This window comes from Meridianimarinicoccus roseus, from assembly GCF_003172915.1.
Lineage (GTDB): Bacteria > Pseudomonadota > Alphaproteobacteria > Rhodobacterales > Rhodobacteraceae > Meridianimarinicoccus > Meridianimarinicoccus roseus.
Genome location: NZ_QGKU01000036.1, coordinates 1 through 15,821 on the forward strand (window position 1 = coordinate 1; position 15,821 = coordinate 15,821).

Here is a 15,821-nt window from a genome sequence, read left to right on the forward strand (position 1 = left end):
ATCTTCCGGAGGATTTTCTTTATGTCTCGTTACCCTCGTGATTTTTGTGGTCATGGGCCTTTGGTTCCGGATCCTTGCTGGCCTGGGGGTGCGCGGATCGCGGTTCAGATCGTTTTGAACTACGAGGAGGGGGGCGAGAACTGCGTTCTGCACGGGGACGCGGCGTCGGAGGCGTTTCTGTCGGAGATCGTGGGCGCGGCGGCCTGGCCGGGCCAGCGGCACTGGAACATGGAATCGATCTACGAATACGGCGCGCGGGCCGGGTTCTGGCGGCTGCACCGGATGATGGCGGACCTTCCGGTCACGGTGTTCGGCGTGGCCACGGCGCTGGCGCGCGGCCCCGAACAGGTTGCGGCGATGCAGGCGGCGGGCTGGGAGATCGCCAGCCACGGGCTGAAATGGATCGAGTACAAGGACATGGACCCGGCGCAGGAGGCCGCCGACATGGCCGAGGCGATCCGCCTGCACACCGAGGTCACGGGCGCAGCCCCGCGCGGCTGGTACACCGGGCGCTGTTCGATGCAGACGGTGGAGCTGGCCGCGCAGACGGGCGGCTTCGCCTATGTCGCGGACAGCTACGCCGACGATCTGCCCTACTGGATCGAGGCGGGCGGGCGCGCGCAGCTGGTCGTGCCCTACACGCTGGACGCGAACGACATGCGCTTCGCCACGCCGCAGGGCTTCAATTCGGGCGAGCAGTTCTTCACCTACCTGCGCGACAGTTTCGATTGTCTTTACGCCGAAGGGGTGGCGGGCGCGCCGAAGATGATGTCGGTGGGGCTGCACTGCCGTCTTGCCGGGCGTCCGGGGCGGGCGGTTGCGCTGCGCCGGTTCCTCGATCACGTGCGCGGCCATGACGGGGTGTGGTTCGCCACGCGCGAGCAGATCGCGGATCACTGGGCGGCGACCCATCCGCCCGCGGCGGCCGGAACGCGCCCGTCGCGGATGGACCGGGCCGGGTTCGTGGCGGCCTTCGGCGGCGTGTTCGAACATTCGCCCTGGGTGGCGGAGCGGGCCTTCGCGCTGGAACTCGGCCCGGCGCATGACACGGCGACGGGGCTGTCCTCGGCGCTGGTGCGGGCGTTCCGCGGCGGATCGGAGGCGGAGCGGCTGGAGGTGCTGCGCGCGCATCCCGACCTCGCGGGCAAGCTGGCGGCGGCGCGGCGGCTGACGGCGGACAGCGCGGCGGAACAGGCGGGGGCGGGGCTGGATGCGCTGACCGACACGGAGCGGGCGTCGTTCACGCGGCTGAACGCGGCCTACACGGACCGGTTCGGCTTTCCGTTCATCATCGCGGTGCGCGACCACGACAAGGCGGGGATCCTGCGCGCGTTCGAGCGGCGGCTGGGCAACGCGCCGGAGGCCGAGTTCGCCGAGGCCTGCCGCCAGGTGGAACGGATCGCGGCGCTGCGGGTGCGGGACCTGCTGGCGCGATGAGCCGGACGATCGCCGCACAGCCGCTGACGCAGGCCGGGTTCGCGCCCTTCGGCGAGGTGCTGGAGGCGGCGGGGGCGCCGGACCGGATCATCAATCGCGGGCTGTGCGGGCGGTTCCACGACCGGGCGGGGCTGGATTTCGGCGACGGGCGGGCGGGGATCAGCCTGTTCCAGGCCGTGCCGCGCACGCTGCCGCTGGAACTCGACCTGCTGGAGCGGCACCCGGAGGGCAGCCAGGCCTTCGTGCCGATGGGGCCCGAGCCGTTCCTTGTGGTGGTCGCGCCCGACGACGGCGGGGTGCCGGGCCGCCCGCTGGCCTTCGTGACGGCCCCCGGCCAGGGCATCAACCTGCGCCGCGGCACCTGGCACGGCGTGCTGACCCCGCTGCACCCCCCGGGCCTGTTCGCCGTCATCGACCGCATCGGCCCCGGAGCGAACCTGCAAGAACACGACATCAACCCCCCCTACACCATCACACAAACCCGAACCCCAAAATAATCCAAACAATATCCGGGGGTTGTGAGTGCATGCCACGCTTTCAGGCGATCAGCGCGATGCGGGCGACGGCAAGATCGGCCCGGAAAGCCCGGCCGATCGCCACCAGCCCGATCCGTCGCAGCGTCGACAGATCGAGCGGTGCATCCAGACGATGCGGTGCGAACCGCGTAAAGGGCAACTCGACCAGGGACCAGTCAGGATGGGCCGTGAACGTGGCGCGGTAGGATTGCCACGGGCGGGTGACGTCGGCGGTGCGCAGATGCAGATTGTAGGACTGCCCGTTCCCGGCGACATCCAGCGCGATGGCCCGCCACGGGCGGGCGTCAAGCGCGGCGCCGTCCGGGGCGAGGTCCAGCGCGGCCTGAACGAAACCACCGTCGTTGTCGAGGCGCACATCGCCCTGAAGCCGCAGTGCAGGATGGCCAGAGACGACCTCGCGGCTCAGCCCGCCCGAAGACACGCCGCCCATGACCCTGTCCGACACCAGCTGCCAGTCTGTGCCGGTGGCGGCGCGGGGATGGGGCAGGGCGAGGTCATCGATTATGTGCGGTTCGGTCATGGCCACAGGCTAGCGCCCGTGCGCTTCGGCGTCGATGGGCCCGGTCAGAAATCGACCTCTACCGCGACGCCCTTCGCGAGCGCGACGTCCACCACGGCGGATGCGACGGCGAGATCCTGAAGGCCAACCCCGGTGCCGTCGAACAGCGTTACCTCGTCATCGGACGAGCGGCCCTTCGCATCACCGTTGATCACTGCGCCCAACTCCTCGATGTCGCCCTCGGCGATGAGGCCTTGAGCAATGGCGTGCTGGCACTCGCCGATGCTGATCGACTGCGCCACCTCGTCCGCGAAAACGGTCGCGCGCGCCACGAGCGCCGCGTCGACCTCCTGCTTGCCCTTAGTGTCGGTGCCCATGCAGGCGATGTGGGTGCCACCTGTCACATGTGCATCCATCAGGATCGGCGCGGTGCTGGAAGTGATCGAGATGATGACGTCAGCTTCGGCGCCGATCCGTTCAAGGCTCGCTTCCTCGAAGGGCAGGCCAAGTTCGGCCGCTGTGTCGGCAAGGCGCGCCAGCATCTCGGGGTGGTAGTTCCAGCCTATCACCTTCTCGAAGCCGCGTTGCTCGGCCGCGGCGCGCATCTGGAAGGCAGACTGGTGGCCGGCCCCGATCATTCCCAGAACCTTCGCGCCTTTGGGCGCGAGGTGCCGTATCGACACCGCAGAGGCGGCAGCGGTGCGGAGTGCGGTCAGCAGATTGCCGCCCACAACCGCCCGGCACTTGCCGGTATCGGCGTCAAACAGGAACACCGTCGACTGGTGATTGGTGAGGCCCTTGTCGGCGTTGCCCGGCCAGTAGCCGCCCGATTTCAGCCCCAGCGCAAGGCTGTCGCGGTCGAAGCCCGACTTGAAGCCGTAAAGCGCGTCCGCATGACCGATCGCCTCGCGGATCACCGGGAAATTGTAGGCGCTGCGCCGGGACATAGAGGCGAAGACCTTTTCCACCGCGTCGAACGCCTGCTCGCGGGTCATGAGGTCTGCAATGGCCGCTTCGGGCACGATGATCATACTTATTTCCTTCGTTGACGTTTCAGGGGGGCGGGATGGACCCGCCCCCGTCCAGTCGGCTCTTTACGGCGTTTGCCGGGATCAGTAGGCCTTGCCGCGCGCCGAAACGGGCCAGACGCTTTCGACCTTGCCGCCCCGCACGCCGACATACCAATCGTGCACGTTGCAGGTCGGGTCGCAGTGGCCGGGCACGAGGCGCAGCTTTTCATTGACCTTCAGAACGGCATCCGGGTCCGCGATCACGCCATGTTCGTCGCTGCACTTGACGTATTTGACGTCAGTGCGGCCGAAGATGAAGGGCAGTCCGCTGTCCACGCTCTGCGCCTTCAGGCCGGCATCGCAGATCGCCTTGTCTGCCTTCGCGTGGGACATGACCGAGGTCAGGATGAACAGCGCGTTCTCCCATTCGCCCTGGTCAATGCGGTTGCCGTCCTTGTCGAGGATGCGGCCATAATCGGCATCCATGAAGGCATAGGAGCCGCACTGCAGTTCGTTGTACACGCCCGAGCCGCTTTCGAAATAGTAGCTGCCGGTGCCGCCGCCGCCGACGATATCGCACTCCAGTCCCTCGGCTTTCAGCGTGTCCACGGCGTCCTTGACCATCGCGATGGCGATATCTGTCTTGCCCTTGCGCTCCTCGTAGCTGTCGAGATGCTGCATCGCGCCCTGGTAGGCCTGCAGCCCGGCGAATTTCAGTCCCTCCGCAGCGTCGATCGCCTTGGCCAAGGCTATGACCTCGGGCGTTGTCGTCACCCCGCAGCGCCCGGCGCCGCAGTCGATTTCCACCAGGCATTCGATCTGCGTGCCGTGCTTCACGGCAGCGGCCGACAGGTCGGGAATGTTGTTCAGATCGTCCACGCAGCAGATGGCGCGCGCGCCCAGCTTGGGGATGCGGGCCAGACGATCGATCTTTTCGGGCTGCGTGACCTGGTTTGACACCAGCACGTCCTTGATGCCGCCGCGCGCGAACACCTCGGCCTCGCTGACCTTCTGGCAGCACACGCCGACGGACCCGCCAAGGCGCTCCTGCAGCAGCGCAACATCGACCGACTTGTGCATCTTGCCGTGTACCCGGTGGCGCATGCCGTGGCTGCGGGCGAAATCGCCCATCTTCTTGATGTTGCGTTCCAGCGCGTCGAGGTCAAGCACGAGGCACGGGGTCTGGATGTCGGCTTCGTCCATGCCGGGCAGGGCGGGAATGTCGTAACCGACTTCGAGCTCGTCGAATTTCACGGGGGCGTTCATGTCTGTCTCCCTCTCATTTGATCCAGGGCAGCGTGTCGAGATCGACATTGCCGCCGGTGATGATGACGCCGACGCGCTTGCCTTTGAACACGTCGGGATTCTTCAGAATGGTGGCGAGTGGAACGGCGCAGCTTGCTTCGATGACGATCTTCATGCGCTTCCATGTCTGCTTCATTGCGTCGATGATCTCGTCCTCCGACGCGGTCAGGATGTCGGTGACGTGGTTCGACACGAAATGCCAGGTCAGGTCCTTCAGCGGTACCTTCAGCCCGTCCGCGATGGTGTTCGGCGCATCGTCGGCGATGATGTGCCCTGCCTTGAAGCTGCGATAGGCGTCGTCGGCCTGCTCGGGTTCAGCGGCGTAGATCTCAACGCCCGGCGCGGTGTTCGACAAGGTCAGGCAGGTGCCCGAGATCATGCCGCCGCCGCCGATCGGCGCAATCACCGCGTCGAGGCCGGGAACCTGCTCCATCAGTTCGCGCGAACAGGTGCCCTGTCCGGCGATCACGCGCGGGTCGTTATAGGGGTGCACGAAATCCGCGCCCGTTTCGGCCTGCACTTCGGCAAAGACCGCCTCGCGCGAAGTGGTGGAGGGCTCGCATTCGCGGATGATCCCGCCATAGCCGCGCACGGCGTCCTTCTTCGCCTGCGGTGCGGTGCGTGGCATAACCACGTGGCAAGGGATTCCCCTGCGCCCGGCGGCATAGGACAGCGACAGGGCGTGGTTGCCGCTGGAATGGGTGGCAACCCCCTTTTCCAGCATGTCGTCCGGCAGGCCGAACACCGCGTTCGATGCGCCGCGCACCTTGAACGCGCCGGCCTTCTGGAAGTTCTCGCACTTGAAGAACAACTCGGCCCCGGTCATTTCGTTGAAGTAGGTCGAGGTCAGGACCGGCGTGCGGTGGATATAAGGCGCGATGCGGTCATGAGCTGCGATCACGTCGTCATAGGTGGGAATGACAAGCGGGCTGGCGTCCTTCATCACGCTGCGTCCTTCTGTGACTGCGCCGGGGTGGCGCGATAGAATTCCTGGGCTGCGGCGACACCGGACCCGAGCCGGACAGGCAGGCCGAGATCGGCCATCACCATTTCCGCCGTTGCGAGGCCGGACAGCATCATCACGTCGGTGAGGCTGCCCAGGTGGCCGATGCGGAACACCTTGCCCCCGACCTCGCCCAGCCCGACCCCGAAGGCCACGCCGTAGCGTTCGGCGGCATGGGTCACGATGCGCGTCGCGTCGAAGCCTTCGGGCGTGCGGATCGCGCTGACCGTGTCGGACTGCACATCGGCGCTTGTTGCGCACAGCGGCATCCCCCAGGCATCCGCGGCGGCGCGCACGCCGCCTGCGATTCGGGTGTGGCGTGCGAAAACGCTGTCCAGCCCTTCTGCCAGAAGCATGTCGCAAGCCGTCTTCAGGCCGTTCATCAGTCCGACCGCGGGCGTGTAAGGATAGGCGCTGTTGGCATACCCCTTGTCCATGTCCCGGATGTCGAAGAAGGTGCGCGGCAGAGCGGCCGAGGCGGTCATCGCGTGCGCTTTCTGCGAGAAGCCCACGATAGCAAGGCCCGCGGGCAGCATGAAGCCCTTCTGGCTGCCGGTAACGGCCACGTCCACGCCCCAGTCGTCGAACCGGAAGTCCATGGACCCGATGGAACTGACGCCGTCGACCATCAACAGAGCCGGGTGCTTGGCTGTGTCCATCGCGCGGCGGATCGCGCTGATATCGGATTTCACGCCGGTTGCCGTTTCGTTGTGCGTGGCCAGCACCGCCTTGATCTTGTGTCCGGTATCTGCCTTCAGGATCTCGCCGTAGCGGTCCGCAGGGATGCCGTCACCCCAAGGTACTTCGACGATCTGCACGTCGAGACCGTGGCGCTGGCACATGTCGATCCAGCGGTGTGAAAACATCCCGTTGCGGGCGACCAGCACACTGTCGCCGGGGCTGAGTGTGTTGGTGATCGCCGTTTCCCAGCCGCCGGTGCCGGTGGAGGGAAAGATATAAACCTCGGCCGCGTCGCTTTTGAGAACCTGCCGGACGCCAGCGCGGGCGGGGTGCAGGATCGACCCGAACAGCGGCGAGCGATGGTCGATCGTCGGCATGTCGCAGGCTTTGCGAAGCACTTCGGGAATGTTGGTCGGGCCGGGGATGAAAACCGGGTTCTGAAAGCTCATGACCATCTCCTCCATGTGTCGAGGGCCTTCTAACCTTTGCCCAAACGGCGTGCAATTTTTTTGAAAACGTTTTTCAGAAAGCGGGGTTCCAAGAAAAGATCAATCTTGTCAATCTCTTGAATTTTTCATAGCGTGAAGGCGTTTTTCAGAAAAAGGCCCGACGGATGAAGCAACACCCGACTACGCCTGACCGCCGTGCGCGGGGTCGGCCCCGTGACTGGGACGACAAGACCTCCCAGAATACCATTAAATCGCTCGATCGGGCGATCGACGTTCTGGAACGACTGGGTGCGGCCGGGGGCAGCACGTTGTCGGCGCTTGCGGGCGATCTTGGGCAATCACCGGCGACTGTCTATCGCGTGCTGGTCACACTGGAGACCCGTCGGCTGGTCGAGTTCGATCCAGAGGGACAGATCTGGCAGATCGGAGCCGGGGCCTTCCTGATCGGCGCGCGCTTCCTGCGCCGTACAGCGCTGGTGGACCGGGCCCGCCCGATCCTGCGTGCCCTGATGGAACAGACTGGCGAGACTGCGAACCTTGGGGTGGAAACAGAAGGCCAGGTGCTGTTCGTCAGCCAGGTGGAAACCCATGCCAGCATCCGGGCGTTCTTTCCGCCGGGCACGCTGTCGCCGATGCATGCCTCCGGTATCGGCAAGGCGCTGCTGGCGCAGATGCCGCCGGGGCGGCTTGCAAGGGTGCTGGACGCGCATCCGCCCGAGCGGTTTACGGCGCAGACGCTGACCGACCGCGCCGCGCTGGAAGCGGACTTGGTCGCTACGCGGGCGCGCGGCTTTTCCATCGATGCCGAGGAACGCAACGAAGGCATGTGTTGCGTTGCCGCGCCGGTCTTCGATCTGCACGGTGATCCGGTTGCGGGCCTGTCGGTGTCGGGGCCGACAACACGGGTGCGCGCCGCTGACATGGATCGCCTTGGCGGCGAGGTGCGCCGCGCGGCCGCCACGCTGTCTGGCGCCCTTGGCGGCGCGCCCGTTGATGGCTCAAGCTTCGTTTCGACGGTTTCCGCCAGCCCGGTTTCATCATCTTCTGGCTGAAGGCCTCTGTCGGTATTCTTCGTCCTTGGCATTTCCCGGGGTGCCGTTCAGGCGTTCGCAGATTGCTTTCACATGGGTTCGAGTGCACAGCGAGGATGGTGTCCCCGGGGAATTGGCGGCGCACTTGCCTGTCCGGGTTTTCGGCCGAAACCTTCTGGAACGGTGCTTGCGGACCGCAGAACCAGCGTCACGTGCCGATGCCCGTGTCAAGCTTCCTCCACTCCCGGACCCCGGGGTGCCGGACGAATGGGTCGATCGACCCGCAGGTTGTGGCTGGAGTTCCATGACGTGCTTGGGATTGTTGGTGAGGTCAGCGGAACCGAGGTCGGTGTTGTGGAACAACACGGGTAGTCCGGTCTTGCGTTCGACCGGGGAGGCGTCGCGTGTGTTGACGTGCCCCGGTCGCTGCCGAATGAACCGATACGGTGAAGAAAATGCCCTCTGGAGCGTCCCGCATGGCGTTGTTGCCGTTTGCTTTGCCGACTGGGCAAGTGACGGACGGGCGGTTTTGTTTGGCCTTCGCCGCTGTTGCCATGGATGTCGATCGTCTCGTGACCTGAATGCCGGGGTTTCCCGTCGAAGCCGTGGCGGCGCGTGATCTGTTCCGGCGACCCGCCGACCCACAAGTCGGTCGACGACGACTTCGCGAGGGTCAGGCAAACGGATCAGCTTGCACCGACCCTGGCGGTGCGCGGCCCGAAGCTTCTGAGCCAACACGCCGCGGTCGCCGTTCGGTGCGGGAAGTTCGTCAACCACGAACCGGTTGCGCCGGATCTTGCCGGAGATTGTGGAGCCGTGCCGCCCGAGATGTCTCGCGACCTTCGCGACGGGGCTTTTCGCTCGCAACCTGTGCTCGGCGCGCCGTCGCTCTTGCAATTCCGGTTCCGTTTTCGCCAACGCCAGTCTCCTGTTTTCCGGCCGGAAGAGAGAAGATGTCGCAACCGGGTCCAACGGGTCGCTGAAATATCCCCCGAGCCGAAACGCTGTTCCATCATCAGGGCTGGGTGGCGGGATCGGCTTGTCTGTCGGGGCGTTCGACGTGTGTGCCTTGTGGCGTTCTCTTTCTCTCGCTGCCAGCAACCGGGGCAGTCTTGCGAGATTTTTGGCGCCCATCGTCAGGATGAACTGCGACCCGGGTGGGCTGGACGCCGCGATAAATGGTTTGGGCCGTGCCATCGACGGTCTTGGCCCATCCGAATGCCTCCTTGATCCGCTTCCGATGCTTCTGTGACAGGGCGCAGCCCTCGTTTGGGGAAGTTCGGCCATCAATCGCTGAGTATCTCGGTTTCTGGGCGACATGCGGCGTGACGCAGCTCGGACACGAACCCGAATGCTTCGTGGCCCTTTTCGGCGCCCAGCGTCAGCCGTCGGGGTGATGGGCGGGAAAGGCGGTGGATCATGTCCAGTGCAGCGCGCCGCCGTTCGGCATGACCGTCGGCTTGGGTCAGATCCCTCAGCACGACAAACCCGAACGCTTCTCTATCAGCGCTTGCCCGATGAAGCACGGCATCGCGCAGGGCCCGGGGGATTTCTTCTGGACCTGTACAGCCGTGTGTCGGGGTCGGTGGTCGAGGCATGGGTGGCCTTGGAACGCTTCTCGCCTTTGAAGTCGACCTCGGCATTGCGGTGGCGGCGGCTGTTGCCGGGCATCGGGTCGTTCTCGGCCGAGGTCCGGGAAGGCGCGGTATCCGGGGTGGTCTCAGCGGCGGCCGGGTCGCTTGGCCCTTAATCGTCAGGCCGGTTGGCGTCGGCCTTCGGCTGGAAACGCTTCATCGAAGTTCAGGCATATATGGGCCTGCCGTCGACCGAGAAGTGCTCGTCCGACAGAAGCGGCGCGACCTCGCGATGGGCCAGGATCTCCGCCATCACCTTGCGTGCGATCCCGGTGGTCGGCAGCCGGTCTCGGTTCTCGGTGAACACGGCCGAGTTCCGTCCCGGATGGGCGACCCGAAGCCCGAAAAACCAGCGGAACATCAGCTTGAAAACCATCTGCCCCATTAACTGCAGTTCGGATCGGACCGAGAACAGGATCTGTAGCAGGCCCGCCCGGATCAGGTGCTCCGGCGGGATCGATGGCCTGCCGAAACCGGTCCAGATTTCATTGAATGCGCCATCGAGGCTCGTCGGCGCATAATCGGCCACCTGCCCGATCTCGCGCAGAGGGCGCCGTGCGGGGATGCGCTCTTCCATATCGGCAAAGCCGAAAAGCGACCCGATCGTCTCGTCCGCCCCGCGCATCGTCACCCCTGCGACGATGTGCCGAGGGTGAACCATGTTCTCGAACTTCTTTCTAGCGCGCACTTTTCCCGAAGCCTGCCAAGTGCCCGGCCGGACCGCAGACAGGCGGAGAGCTTTCGCTTCAGGGCTCCGGGTCCTTGAATAATAAGAGCCTGGCAAATGGCTTCATGACTGATTTGCATCGTCGGATCCTCGGGGAAGCCCACCTTCAGGCGCTGCGCGATCTGTTCCGCATTCCAAGCAGAGGACCAACGCCGACTTTGCCGATGAACGGTTTGGCGTCCTTTCCAAACCACGACCGGCCCCTCAAAAAACGCCCCCCCCCCCCCGCGTCGCGAACAGGCCGGACAGCCGATCCAGCACCTAGTCGCGCGGGGCGGGGTTGAGAGTGAGCGTTCTGGCCTTAGGACGCTCGGCGTGCCATTGCTCCGTGATCGCATCGTAGCCGAAGTCTCCGCCACGGGTTGCCAAGTTGCGCCGGGTCTCTCGGGAGGATTGTGCTGGCGGTCTGCTCAGCTTGAGGGTGATGGCACGGACACCTGTGCCGCTCGCCCACTCCAAGGCTATTTCCTCACGTTCCGCGAAGGAGAGGCTACGGCGCTTCGGCACAGGAGCCGCTGGCCCAAGATGTGTGGGAGGCATTGCGCCAGAACTCCGAAATCATCGGGTTCCGACGTCAGGTGAAACACCCGCTGCAACAGCGGCGTCCTCGCTGGACAGCCCTGCTGCAATGGCCCGCCGGAACCGGCACGGATGCTCACCTTTCCAGACTGGCGCCTGGCCTGGCGAGTTCAATTTGTCCCGTGAACAACGTTCGGAATTTCATCTGCTGGTTTTCGTCATCTGCACCTTCATCAACGGGGTGTTGCGACGACCCGTTGACTCCGTCCGATACCGTCCTCGCGATTCTCAGAAGGTCCTGCGCCGACACGGCTTCAAGGTGTCCATGAGCGGAACCGGGAATTGCCAATACAATGCCGCTGTCGAAACCTACTACAAGACCGTCAAGGCAGACCTGCTATGGCGATGGATCCGCGAAACCCCCTGACAGGCTGAGATGGCCATCTTCGAAATCTCAACGGTTTCTGTAACCTGCGCCGTCGGCATTCAGCACCGGGAGGCCAAAGCCCATTGGCGATCGAACGCCATGTGGCCTGAGCGAGAACTGGTGCGGTACAAATACGTGACAGGACCAGCTGACCTATCCGGGCGACAACGGCCGTGCGACCACGCAGGTGACCCATGACGGGATCGACCGCATCGTGACGGTGATGCCACGGATACTCGCGACCTGCAGCGGGGAGTTGGTCGATGAAGTCGCCTCCGCCTGTCCACCGGCTGATCAGGTTCTCCGCGTTCTTGCGCGGCGACCCGCTGGCGCGGCGACCCGCTGGCGCGGCGCATCTAAGTAAGCCCGGCCGGACCGAGCATTTCCGTGCCGACCAACATCGAAAGACCGGCTCCCGTTTTCGTTGTTGCCATCGGGGGGCACCAGTCGATCCCGGACTTCGCAGAGGTGGGCATGTTGCCCTGTGGGATCGATGACCGAACGACGCGGCTTCGCCAGATCCCGGTACTGTGGGAGAGCCTGGTCCTTGCCACTGGCACGACATGGATAAGCTGGAGCAAAACTCTTGCGGCGGGCTGATGGCCCCTTGCCGAGGCTGCGTTGCGGTGGCGGACGGCTTGCGCCGGTTGGCCCGCTTGCGTTCAGACCGGCGGGGCCGGGCGGTCGGACACGAGTTGCCGTGCGGTGACCCGCTCGCGGTGGATCATGTAGAGCCCGGCGCCGATGATGATGGCGATACCGGTCAGGCTCAGTGCGTTGGGGAAGTCGCCGAACACCAAAAATCCCAGCAGCGTTGCCACCGGAAGCTCCAGGTATTGCAACGGTGCCAGCGTGGCCGATGGCGCCAGCGAGAGCGCGTAGGTCATCATCATGTGGCTCAGCGTGGCGAAGAACCCGACGCCCAGAAGCCAGAGCCACGCCACGCCCTCGGGTCGGACCGGATCCAGCAGCGCGGACCCTGTGCCTTCGGCCGCCAGCAGCACTGGCAGGCACATCAGGCTGGCGGCCAGCCCGGTGTGGAACTGCAACGCCACCGGGTGTACCCTGCGCGACAGCCCGCGTGTCACGAGGATGTAGAACGCGAAACCTACCGCCGTGCCGAGCGGGAACAGCGCCACCGCGCCGAAGGCGGCGAAACTGGGCTGGATTACGAAAAGCACGCCGACGAATCCGACCATCGCCGCCGCCACGCGGCGCGGGCCTACATCTTCGGACAGGTAGAACTTGCCGACCAGCAGCACGATGAACGGGGCGACGAAAACGATCGCCAGCGCATCGGCCAGCGGCATCACACGGATCGCGGCGATGAAGCAGAAGGTCGAGCCCAGCAGCAAGGCTGCGCGCGCCAGAAGAGCCAGCCAAAGCGCGCGGGGCACCCGCACAGGCAGCCCCATCAGCCAAAGCGCGGGCGCCATCAGGGCGCATTGCACGGCAAAGCGTGCCGCGGTGATCTGCCCGACCGGCACAGTCCCAGATGCAAGCTTGGCCACCACGTCCAGCAACGGGGCGGTAACGCAGAATCCGACCATCAGGGCGACGCCCGCAAGGATGCGGTCGGTGGGCGGGGCGGAGGGAACAGGGCCGTTCATGATTTCGTTTATTCCGCCGCGCGGGGCGCGTCCATCGGTTGCGCGCAGTCCGGCAGCGCGGGATGCACCGACGCCTGCGTCAAGCCGCAGGCCTTGGACGTCACGCAGCGGCATCACCTGCAAGGCTGCGAAACTGTCGACTTGCCGAGATGCCGCTCCGGACCCGCCGCTGCCGGTCCGGCGGTTGCCCTGCCTTCGCGCGGGCCGTTCTCCCGGGCGCGTCCGGTAGGCCGATGCTTCTGGCAGGGTGACCGTTAAGACGGGCACACTTGGGTCAGGTGATTATCCTGCGCGTCAGTTCGGGGTCCGGTAGCGCGCACATGTCAGCCTTTCCGAAACGGAAGCGGTCGCGCGCAATGCGCCGGTAGACCCATTCCCGCGCCCGGCGTGGCAACAATCGCATCACCCCGGCGATCCGGCCGATACCGCCAAGGACTGTTCCGATCCGGATGATCGCTTCCATGCCGGACCATGCCAGGCCGTGGTCGATCAGCAGCCATGTCTCGGGATCGTCCGGTTCGAGCCCATAGTGACGCACCAGCGCGGTGCCCAGCGGCGACTGGACCGGGCAGATCCGGAAGCGTCCCGCGCGGTCGAGGCGCGCGATTGCGCGCGCACCCTGAGAACACAGACTGCACGTCCCGTCCATCACCGCGACGGGTCCGGCATCATCGAAGGGCGGAACCGTCGGGTCGTTGCGGTAGGAAAACGCTGTGCTGCTGCAGGGGTCGGCCATGGATACCTCTCCATCTTGTGGAGTCATCAGCATGGTCCCAAGCGTCCCGGAAGGAAACGGGACGATTGCAACCTTGCCCGGAAAGGCCCGGTGTGCGGACCTTTGACCGGGCGTCGAGCCAGCGGCGGGTTCCGCCTGAGGTGACAGGAAATGACATGGCCGAGCCATAGCAATGGTCCTGTGGTCGTCGGGGACGAATCCCTCGATTTCAGAACCTGATCATTTGAGGTACCTACTGGGGGATCCCGGCGGCCACACCTCGCGTTGTGCCAAGGGCACCAGGCAATGTACCGGCCCGAGCGATTGCGCGGCGCGTTTTCCGCGCCCATGCCATGTAAACGGGAAACGGGAAACGGGAAACTATTAGCGGGAGGCAAAGTGCTATTCTCCGCCAGAACCGGCCGCTGCACGCGTCTCATGCCGCGCGACTCCACCGTTGCGCCCTTTCGTCCGGGCCAATGAACGGACGGGTCAGTGGTCTGAGCGGATTACGTCCGCCGTTCGTCACGTTGCAGGTGTCATACCGGCGGTGCACATTTGCCGCCCGTTCGTCGCGATCACTCGGTCCGGTCGCCCGCGGCCCGAAGTTCAAGCGGTTCCAGCCGGGAAAGGTCGTCCTCTGTGTCGATATCTGCCAGCAGGTCGGGGTGCAGGGTCACTGTGGCTTCGGGTGCGAGACGGCGCAACAGCTGACCGGCACCTTGGTCGCCCGCCAACTCCAGCAGGGTCGGGAAATGCGCGGCCGAGAACCATGCGGGCGGCAGCCGCCTTGTGCCGTCGGTTGCGGCTGCGATCCCGATCTGCGATCCGCGTTGCCTCACCGCCGTCAGGTCGCTGGATGTCACGAATGGCATGTCGCCAAGCGCGATCAGTACGCCGACTGCGTCGCGCGCGATGGCCTGCAACACCCCGAGGCGCAGGCTGTCGGACATCGTTTGCTGTTCCGGGCCGGCGTGGACGATGTCGAAACCCCTCTGCGCAAGGCAGTCAGCGACCGGCCCGCGCCGTGCCACGGCGAGACAGGTCGCAACCCCGGAGCGTTGCAGCGCCGTCGCGGCATGCAGCACGAGCGGGACACCGCGAAACCGGGCCGCGAGCTTGTCACCGGCTGTGAAGCGGCGTGCGTGCCCGGCGCAGAGCAGCAGACCGATCTGCGTCACGCAGGGTCCGCCGCAACGGCGCCCCCCGCTCCGAGAATCGTCTGCGTGGCCGGGGCGGCGGCGCTGATATCAGCAAGCACCGAAATCGCCAGCGCGCGGGGATCACGGGTTGAAGGCGTCACGCCGATGGGCGATCGCAGGCGCCTGAGGTCCGTCTCAGCCACGCCTGCGGCGCGCATCGTGGCAAGCCGGTCGTCATGCGCCTTCCGGCTGCCCTGCGCCCCGACATAAAAGGCGTGGCTGGCCAGTGCGGCGGCAAGCAGGGCGGGTTCCCTGTCGTGATCGTGGAAAAACAGCACCACCGCGGTCCACGGATCGAGTGGACCGGGCGCCCACGCGTCCAGCGTGGAAAGCCCCTTGGCCGACACGCCAAGCGCGGATGCCGCGCGCAGGGTCTCCTCCTCGGGGGTGAATACCTCGACAATATAGCCCGCCGCATGGGCCAGCGCGGCGAAGAACCGTGCCTCCGCGCCCGCGCCCGGCACAAGCACCCGTGTCTCCGGCGGGCATGTCACGTGCAAGCCGGGCGCAGGTGCCGGGTCCATGCAGGACATGCGCCCGCTTTCGGGATCGATCGTCAGTGTCGCAAGGCGCCGCGCGGCCGTCCGTACCAGCGCAGCGCGCAGGGGGGCGGGGTCGGGATCTGGCACAACCAGCACCGTCATCGCGCCCCCGCAGGGCAGCCTGAGGTCTGCGAAGGGCGACCCGGCCCCATAGCGCAGCACCCGCGCGCGCCCGTCAGTGCGGGCCTGCGCAGCCTGCAGCGCGATGTCCGCTTCGATGCAGCCGGACGACAGCGATCCGACCCGGCTGCCATCCTCGCCTATGGCCATGACGCTTCCGGCGCTGCGATAGGCCGGTCCCTGGGTCTCGGTCAGAACGGCCAGCGCGCCTCTGCCGCCACGATCGGCGAGGAAGGCGAACGGGGCGCGGAAACTCGCCTCTCCCATCATTTGCTTTCCCCCTTGGATGCCGCGCTGCGGCGGAAGTCTGCGACGAAACCGCTAACGCCGTTTCTCCTTTTGGTTTAGTCTAGACCGATAAACGGCAGGGAACA

Annotated in this window: 12 protein-coding genes and 4 pseudogenes; 4 read left to right on the forward strand and 12 right to left on the reverse strand. The window is 65.7% G+C overall.

What is annotated here, in order from left to right; translation table 11 throughout:
• Nucleotides 1–21 precede the first annotated feature (21 nt).
• Together puuE and DKT77_RS11570 are read left to right on the forward strand one after the other, a co-directional pair.
• Nucleotides 22–1,437 carry an allantoinase PuuE gene (puuE, locus tag DKT77_RS11565; protein ID WP_109810120.1) on the forward strand — a complete coding sequence of 472 codons (1,416 nt, stop codon included), beginning with the start codon at nucleotides 22–24 and terminating at the stop codon, nucleotides 1,435–1,437.
• Nucleotides 1,434–1,934, forward strand: coding sequence for an ureidoglycolate lyase (locus DKT77_RS11570; protein WP_109811872.1), 501 nt, complete (start codon nucleotides 1,434–1,436; stop codon nucleotides 1,932–1,934). Before puuE ends, DKT77_RS11570 begins: the two co-directional genes overlap by 4 nt.
• A gap of 40 nt (nucleotides 1,935–1,974) precedes the next feature.
• Here the strand turns inward: DKT77_RS11570 and DKT77_RS11575 are convergent, their stop codons facing one another.
• From DKT77_RS11575 to bhcA, 5 genes are all read right to left on the reverse strand, one after another.
• Nucleotides 1,975–2,493 carry a CIA30 family protein gene (locus DKT77_RS11575; RefSeq protein ID WP_109811873.1) on the reverse strand — a complete coding sequence of 173 codons (519 nt, stop codon included), beginning with the start codon at nucleotides 2,491–2,493 and terminating at the stop codon, nucleotides 1,975–1,977.
• Nucleotides 2,494–2,537: 44 nt separating this feature from the next.
• The gene (bhcD, locus tag DKT77_RS11580; protein WP_109811874.1) at nucleotides 2,538–3,503 is read right to left on the reverse strand and encodes an iminosuccinate reductase BhcD; all 966 of its coding nucleotides are present in this window, start codon (nucleotides 3,501–3,503) and stop codon (nucleotides 2,538–2,540) included.
• A gap of 81 nt (nucleotides 3,504–3,584) precedes the next feature.
• A complete protein-coding gene (bhcC, locus tag DKT77_RS11585; RefSeq protein ID WP_109811875.1) occupies nucleotides 3,585–4,748 on the reverse strand; it encodes a 3-hydroxy-D-aspartate aldolase BhcC in 1,164 nt (387 codons plus the stop codon).
• Nucleotides 4,749–4,761: 13 nt separating this feature from the next.
• Nucleotides 4,762–5,730, reverse strand: a complete 969-nt coding sequence (bhcB, locus tag DKT77_RS11590) for a beta-hydroxyaspartate dehydratase BhcB (RefSeq protein WP_109811876.1) — start codon at nucleotides 5,728–5,730, stop codon at nucleotides 4,762–4,764.
• Nucleotides 5,730–6,920, reverse strand: a complete 1,191-nt coding sequence (gene bhcA / locus DKT77_RS11595; protein ID WP_109811893.1) for an L-aspartate--glyoxylate aminotransferase BhcA — start codon at nucleotides 6,918–6,920, stop codon at nucleotides 5,730–5,732. Before bhcA ends, bhcB begins: the two co-directional genes overlap by 1 nt.
• 164 nt (nucleotides 6,921–7,084) lie before the next feature.
• On the opposite strand from bhcA, the gene bhcR reads away from it, so the two are divergent.
• A complete protein-coding gene (gene bhcR / locus DKT77_RS11600; protein WP_109811877.1) occupies nucleotides 7,085–7,972 on the forward strand; it encodes an HTH-type transcriptional regulator BhcR in 888 nt (295 codons plus the stop codon).
• Here the strand turns inward: bhcR and DKT77_RS21530 are convergent.
• The 3 pseudogenes from DKT77_RS21530 to DKT77_RS21535 all read right to left on the reverse strand — a co-directional run.
• Nucleotides 7,953–8,869 (reverse strand): annotated as a pseudogene (locus DKT77_RS21530) (transposase); the annotation flags it as partial. The gene bhcR and the pseudogene DKT77_RS21530 sit on opposite strands and share 20 nt — an antisense overlap.
• Before the next feature lie 171 nt (nucleotides 8,870–9,040).
• Nucleotides 9,041–10,210 (reverse strand): annotated as a pseudogene (locus DKT77_RS11610) (transposase); the annotation flags it as partial.
• A 62-nt stretch (nucleotides 10,211–10,272) separates the two neighbouring features.
• Nucleotides 10,273–11,005 (reverse strand): annotated as a pseudogene (locus DKT77_RS21535) (transposase); the annotation flags it as partial.
• Between the two features lie 106 nt (nucleotides 11,006–11,111).
• Here DKT77_RS21535 and DKT77_RS20985 point away from each other — a divergent pair.
• A pseudogene (locus DKT77_RS20985) lies at nucleotides 11,112–11,368 on the forward strand (IS3 family transposase); the annotation flags it as partial.
• Between the two features lie 552 nt (nucleotides 11,369–11,920).
• Here DKT77_RS20985 and DKT77_RS11625 read toward each other — a convergent pair.
• The 4 genes from DKT77_RS11625 to DKT77_RS11640 form a co-directional block, all read right to left on the reverse strand.
• Nucleotides 11,921–12,868, reverse strand: coding sequence for a DMT family transporter (locus tag DKT77_RS11625; RefSeq protein ID WP_238547830.1), 948 nt, complete (start codon nucleotides 12,866–12,868; stop codon nucleotides 11,921–11,923).
• Nucleotides 12,869–13,142: 274 nt separating this feature from the next.
• Nucleotides 13,143–13,604, reverse strand: a complete 462-nt coding sequence (locus DKT77_RS11630) for a thiol-disulfide oxidoreductase DCC family protein (RefSeq protein WP_109811880.1) — start codon at nucleotides 13,602–13,604, stop codon at nucleotides 13,143–13,145.
• A gap of 557 nt (nucleotides 13,605–14,161) precedes the next feature.
• The gene (locus tag DKT77_RS11635; RefSeq protein ID WP_109811881.1) at nucleotides 14,162–14,764 is read right to left on the reverse strand and encodes a nucleotidyltransferase family protein; all 603 of its coding nucleotides are present in this window, start codon (nucleotides 14,762–14,764) and stop codon (nucleotides 14,162–14,164) included.
• Nucleotides 14,761–15,717: an XdhC family protein gene (locus DKT77_RS11640; protein ID WP_109811882.1), complete on the reverse strand. Its 957-nt coding sequence runs from the start codon at nucleotides 15,715–15,717 to the stop codon at nucleotides 14,761–14,763. Before DKT77_RS11640 ends, DKT77_RS11635 begins: the two co-directional genes overlap by 4 nt.
• Nucleotides 15,718–15,821: the final 104 nt, after the last annotated feature.

What these genes read in the sequence shown, in the direction of transcription:
- bhcC (WP_109811875.1), bottom strand. Translation starts at nt 4,748, where the DNA reads ATGAACGCCCCCGTGAAATTCGACGAGCTCGAAGTCGGTTACGACATT.
- DKT77_RS11640 (WP_109811882.1), bottom strand. Translation starts at nt 15,717, where the DNA reads ATGATGGGAGAGGCGAGTTTCCGCGCCCCGTTCGCCTTCCTCGCCGAT.
- puuE (WP_109810120.1), top strand. Translation starts at nt 22, where the DNA reads ATGTCTCGTTACCCTCGTGATTTTTGTGGTCATGGGCCTTTGGTTCCG.
- bhcD (WP_109811874.1), bottom strand. Translation starts at nt 3,503, where the DNA reads ATGATCATCGTGCCCGAAGCGGCCATTGCAGACCTCATGACCCGCGAG.
- bhcA (WP_109811893.1), bottom strand. Translation starts at nt 6,920, where the DNA reads ATGAGCTTTCAGAACCCGGTTTTCATCCCCGGCCCGACCAACATTCCC.
- DKT77_RS11570 (WP_109811872.1), top strand. Translation starts at nt 1,434, where the DNA reads ATGAGCCGGACGATCGCCGCACAGCCGCTGACGCAGGCCGGGTTCGCG.
- DKT77_RS11630 (WP_109811880.1), bottom strand. Translation starts at nt 13,604, where the DNA reads ATGGCCGACCCCTGCAGCAGCACAGCGTTTTCCTACCGCAACGACCCG.
- bhcB (WP_109811876.1), bottom strand. Translation starts at nt 5,730, where the DNA reads ATGAAGGACGCCAGCCCGCTTGTCATTCCCACCTATGACGACGTGATC.
- DKT77_RS11625 (WP_238547830.1), bottom strand. Translation starts at nt 12,868, where the DNA reads ATGAACGGCCCTGTTCCCTCCGCCCCGCCCACCGACCGCATCCTTGCG.
- bhcR (WP_109811877.1), top strand. Translation starts at nt 7,085, where the DNA reads ATGAAGCAACACCCGACTACGCCTGACCGCCGTGCGCGGGGTCGGCCC.
- DKT77_RS11575 (WP_109811873.1), bottom strand. Translation starts at nt 2,493, where the DNA reads ATGACCGAACCGCACATAATCGATGACCTCGCCCTGCCCCATCCCCGC.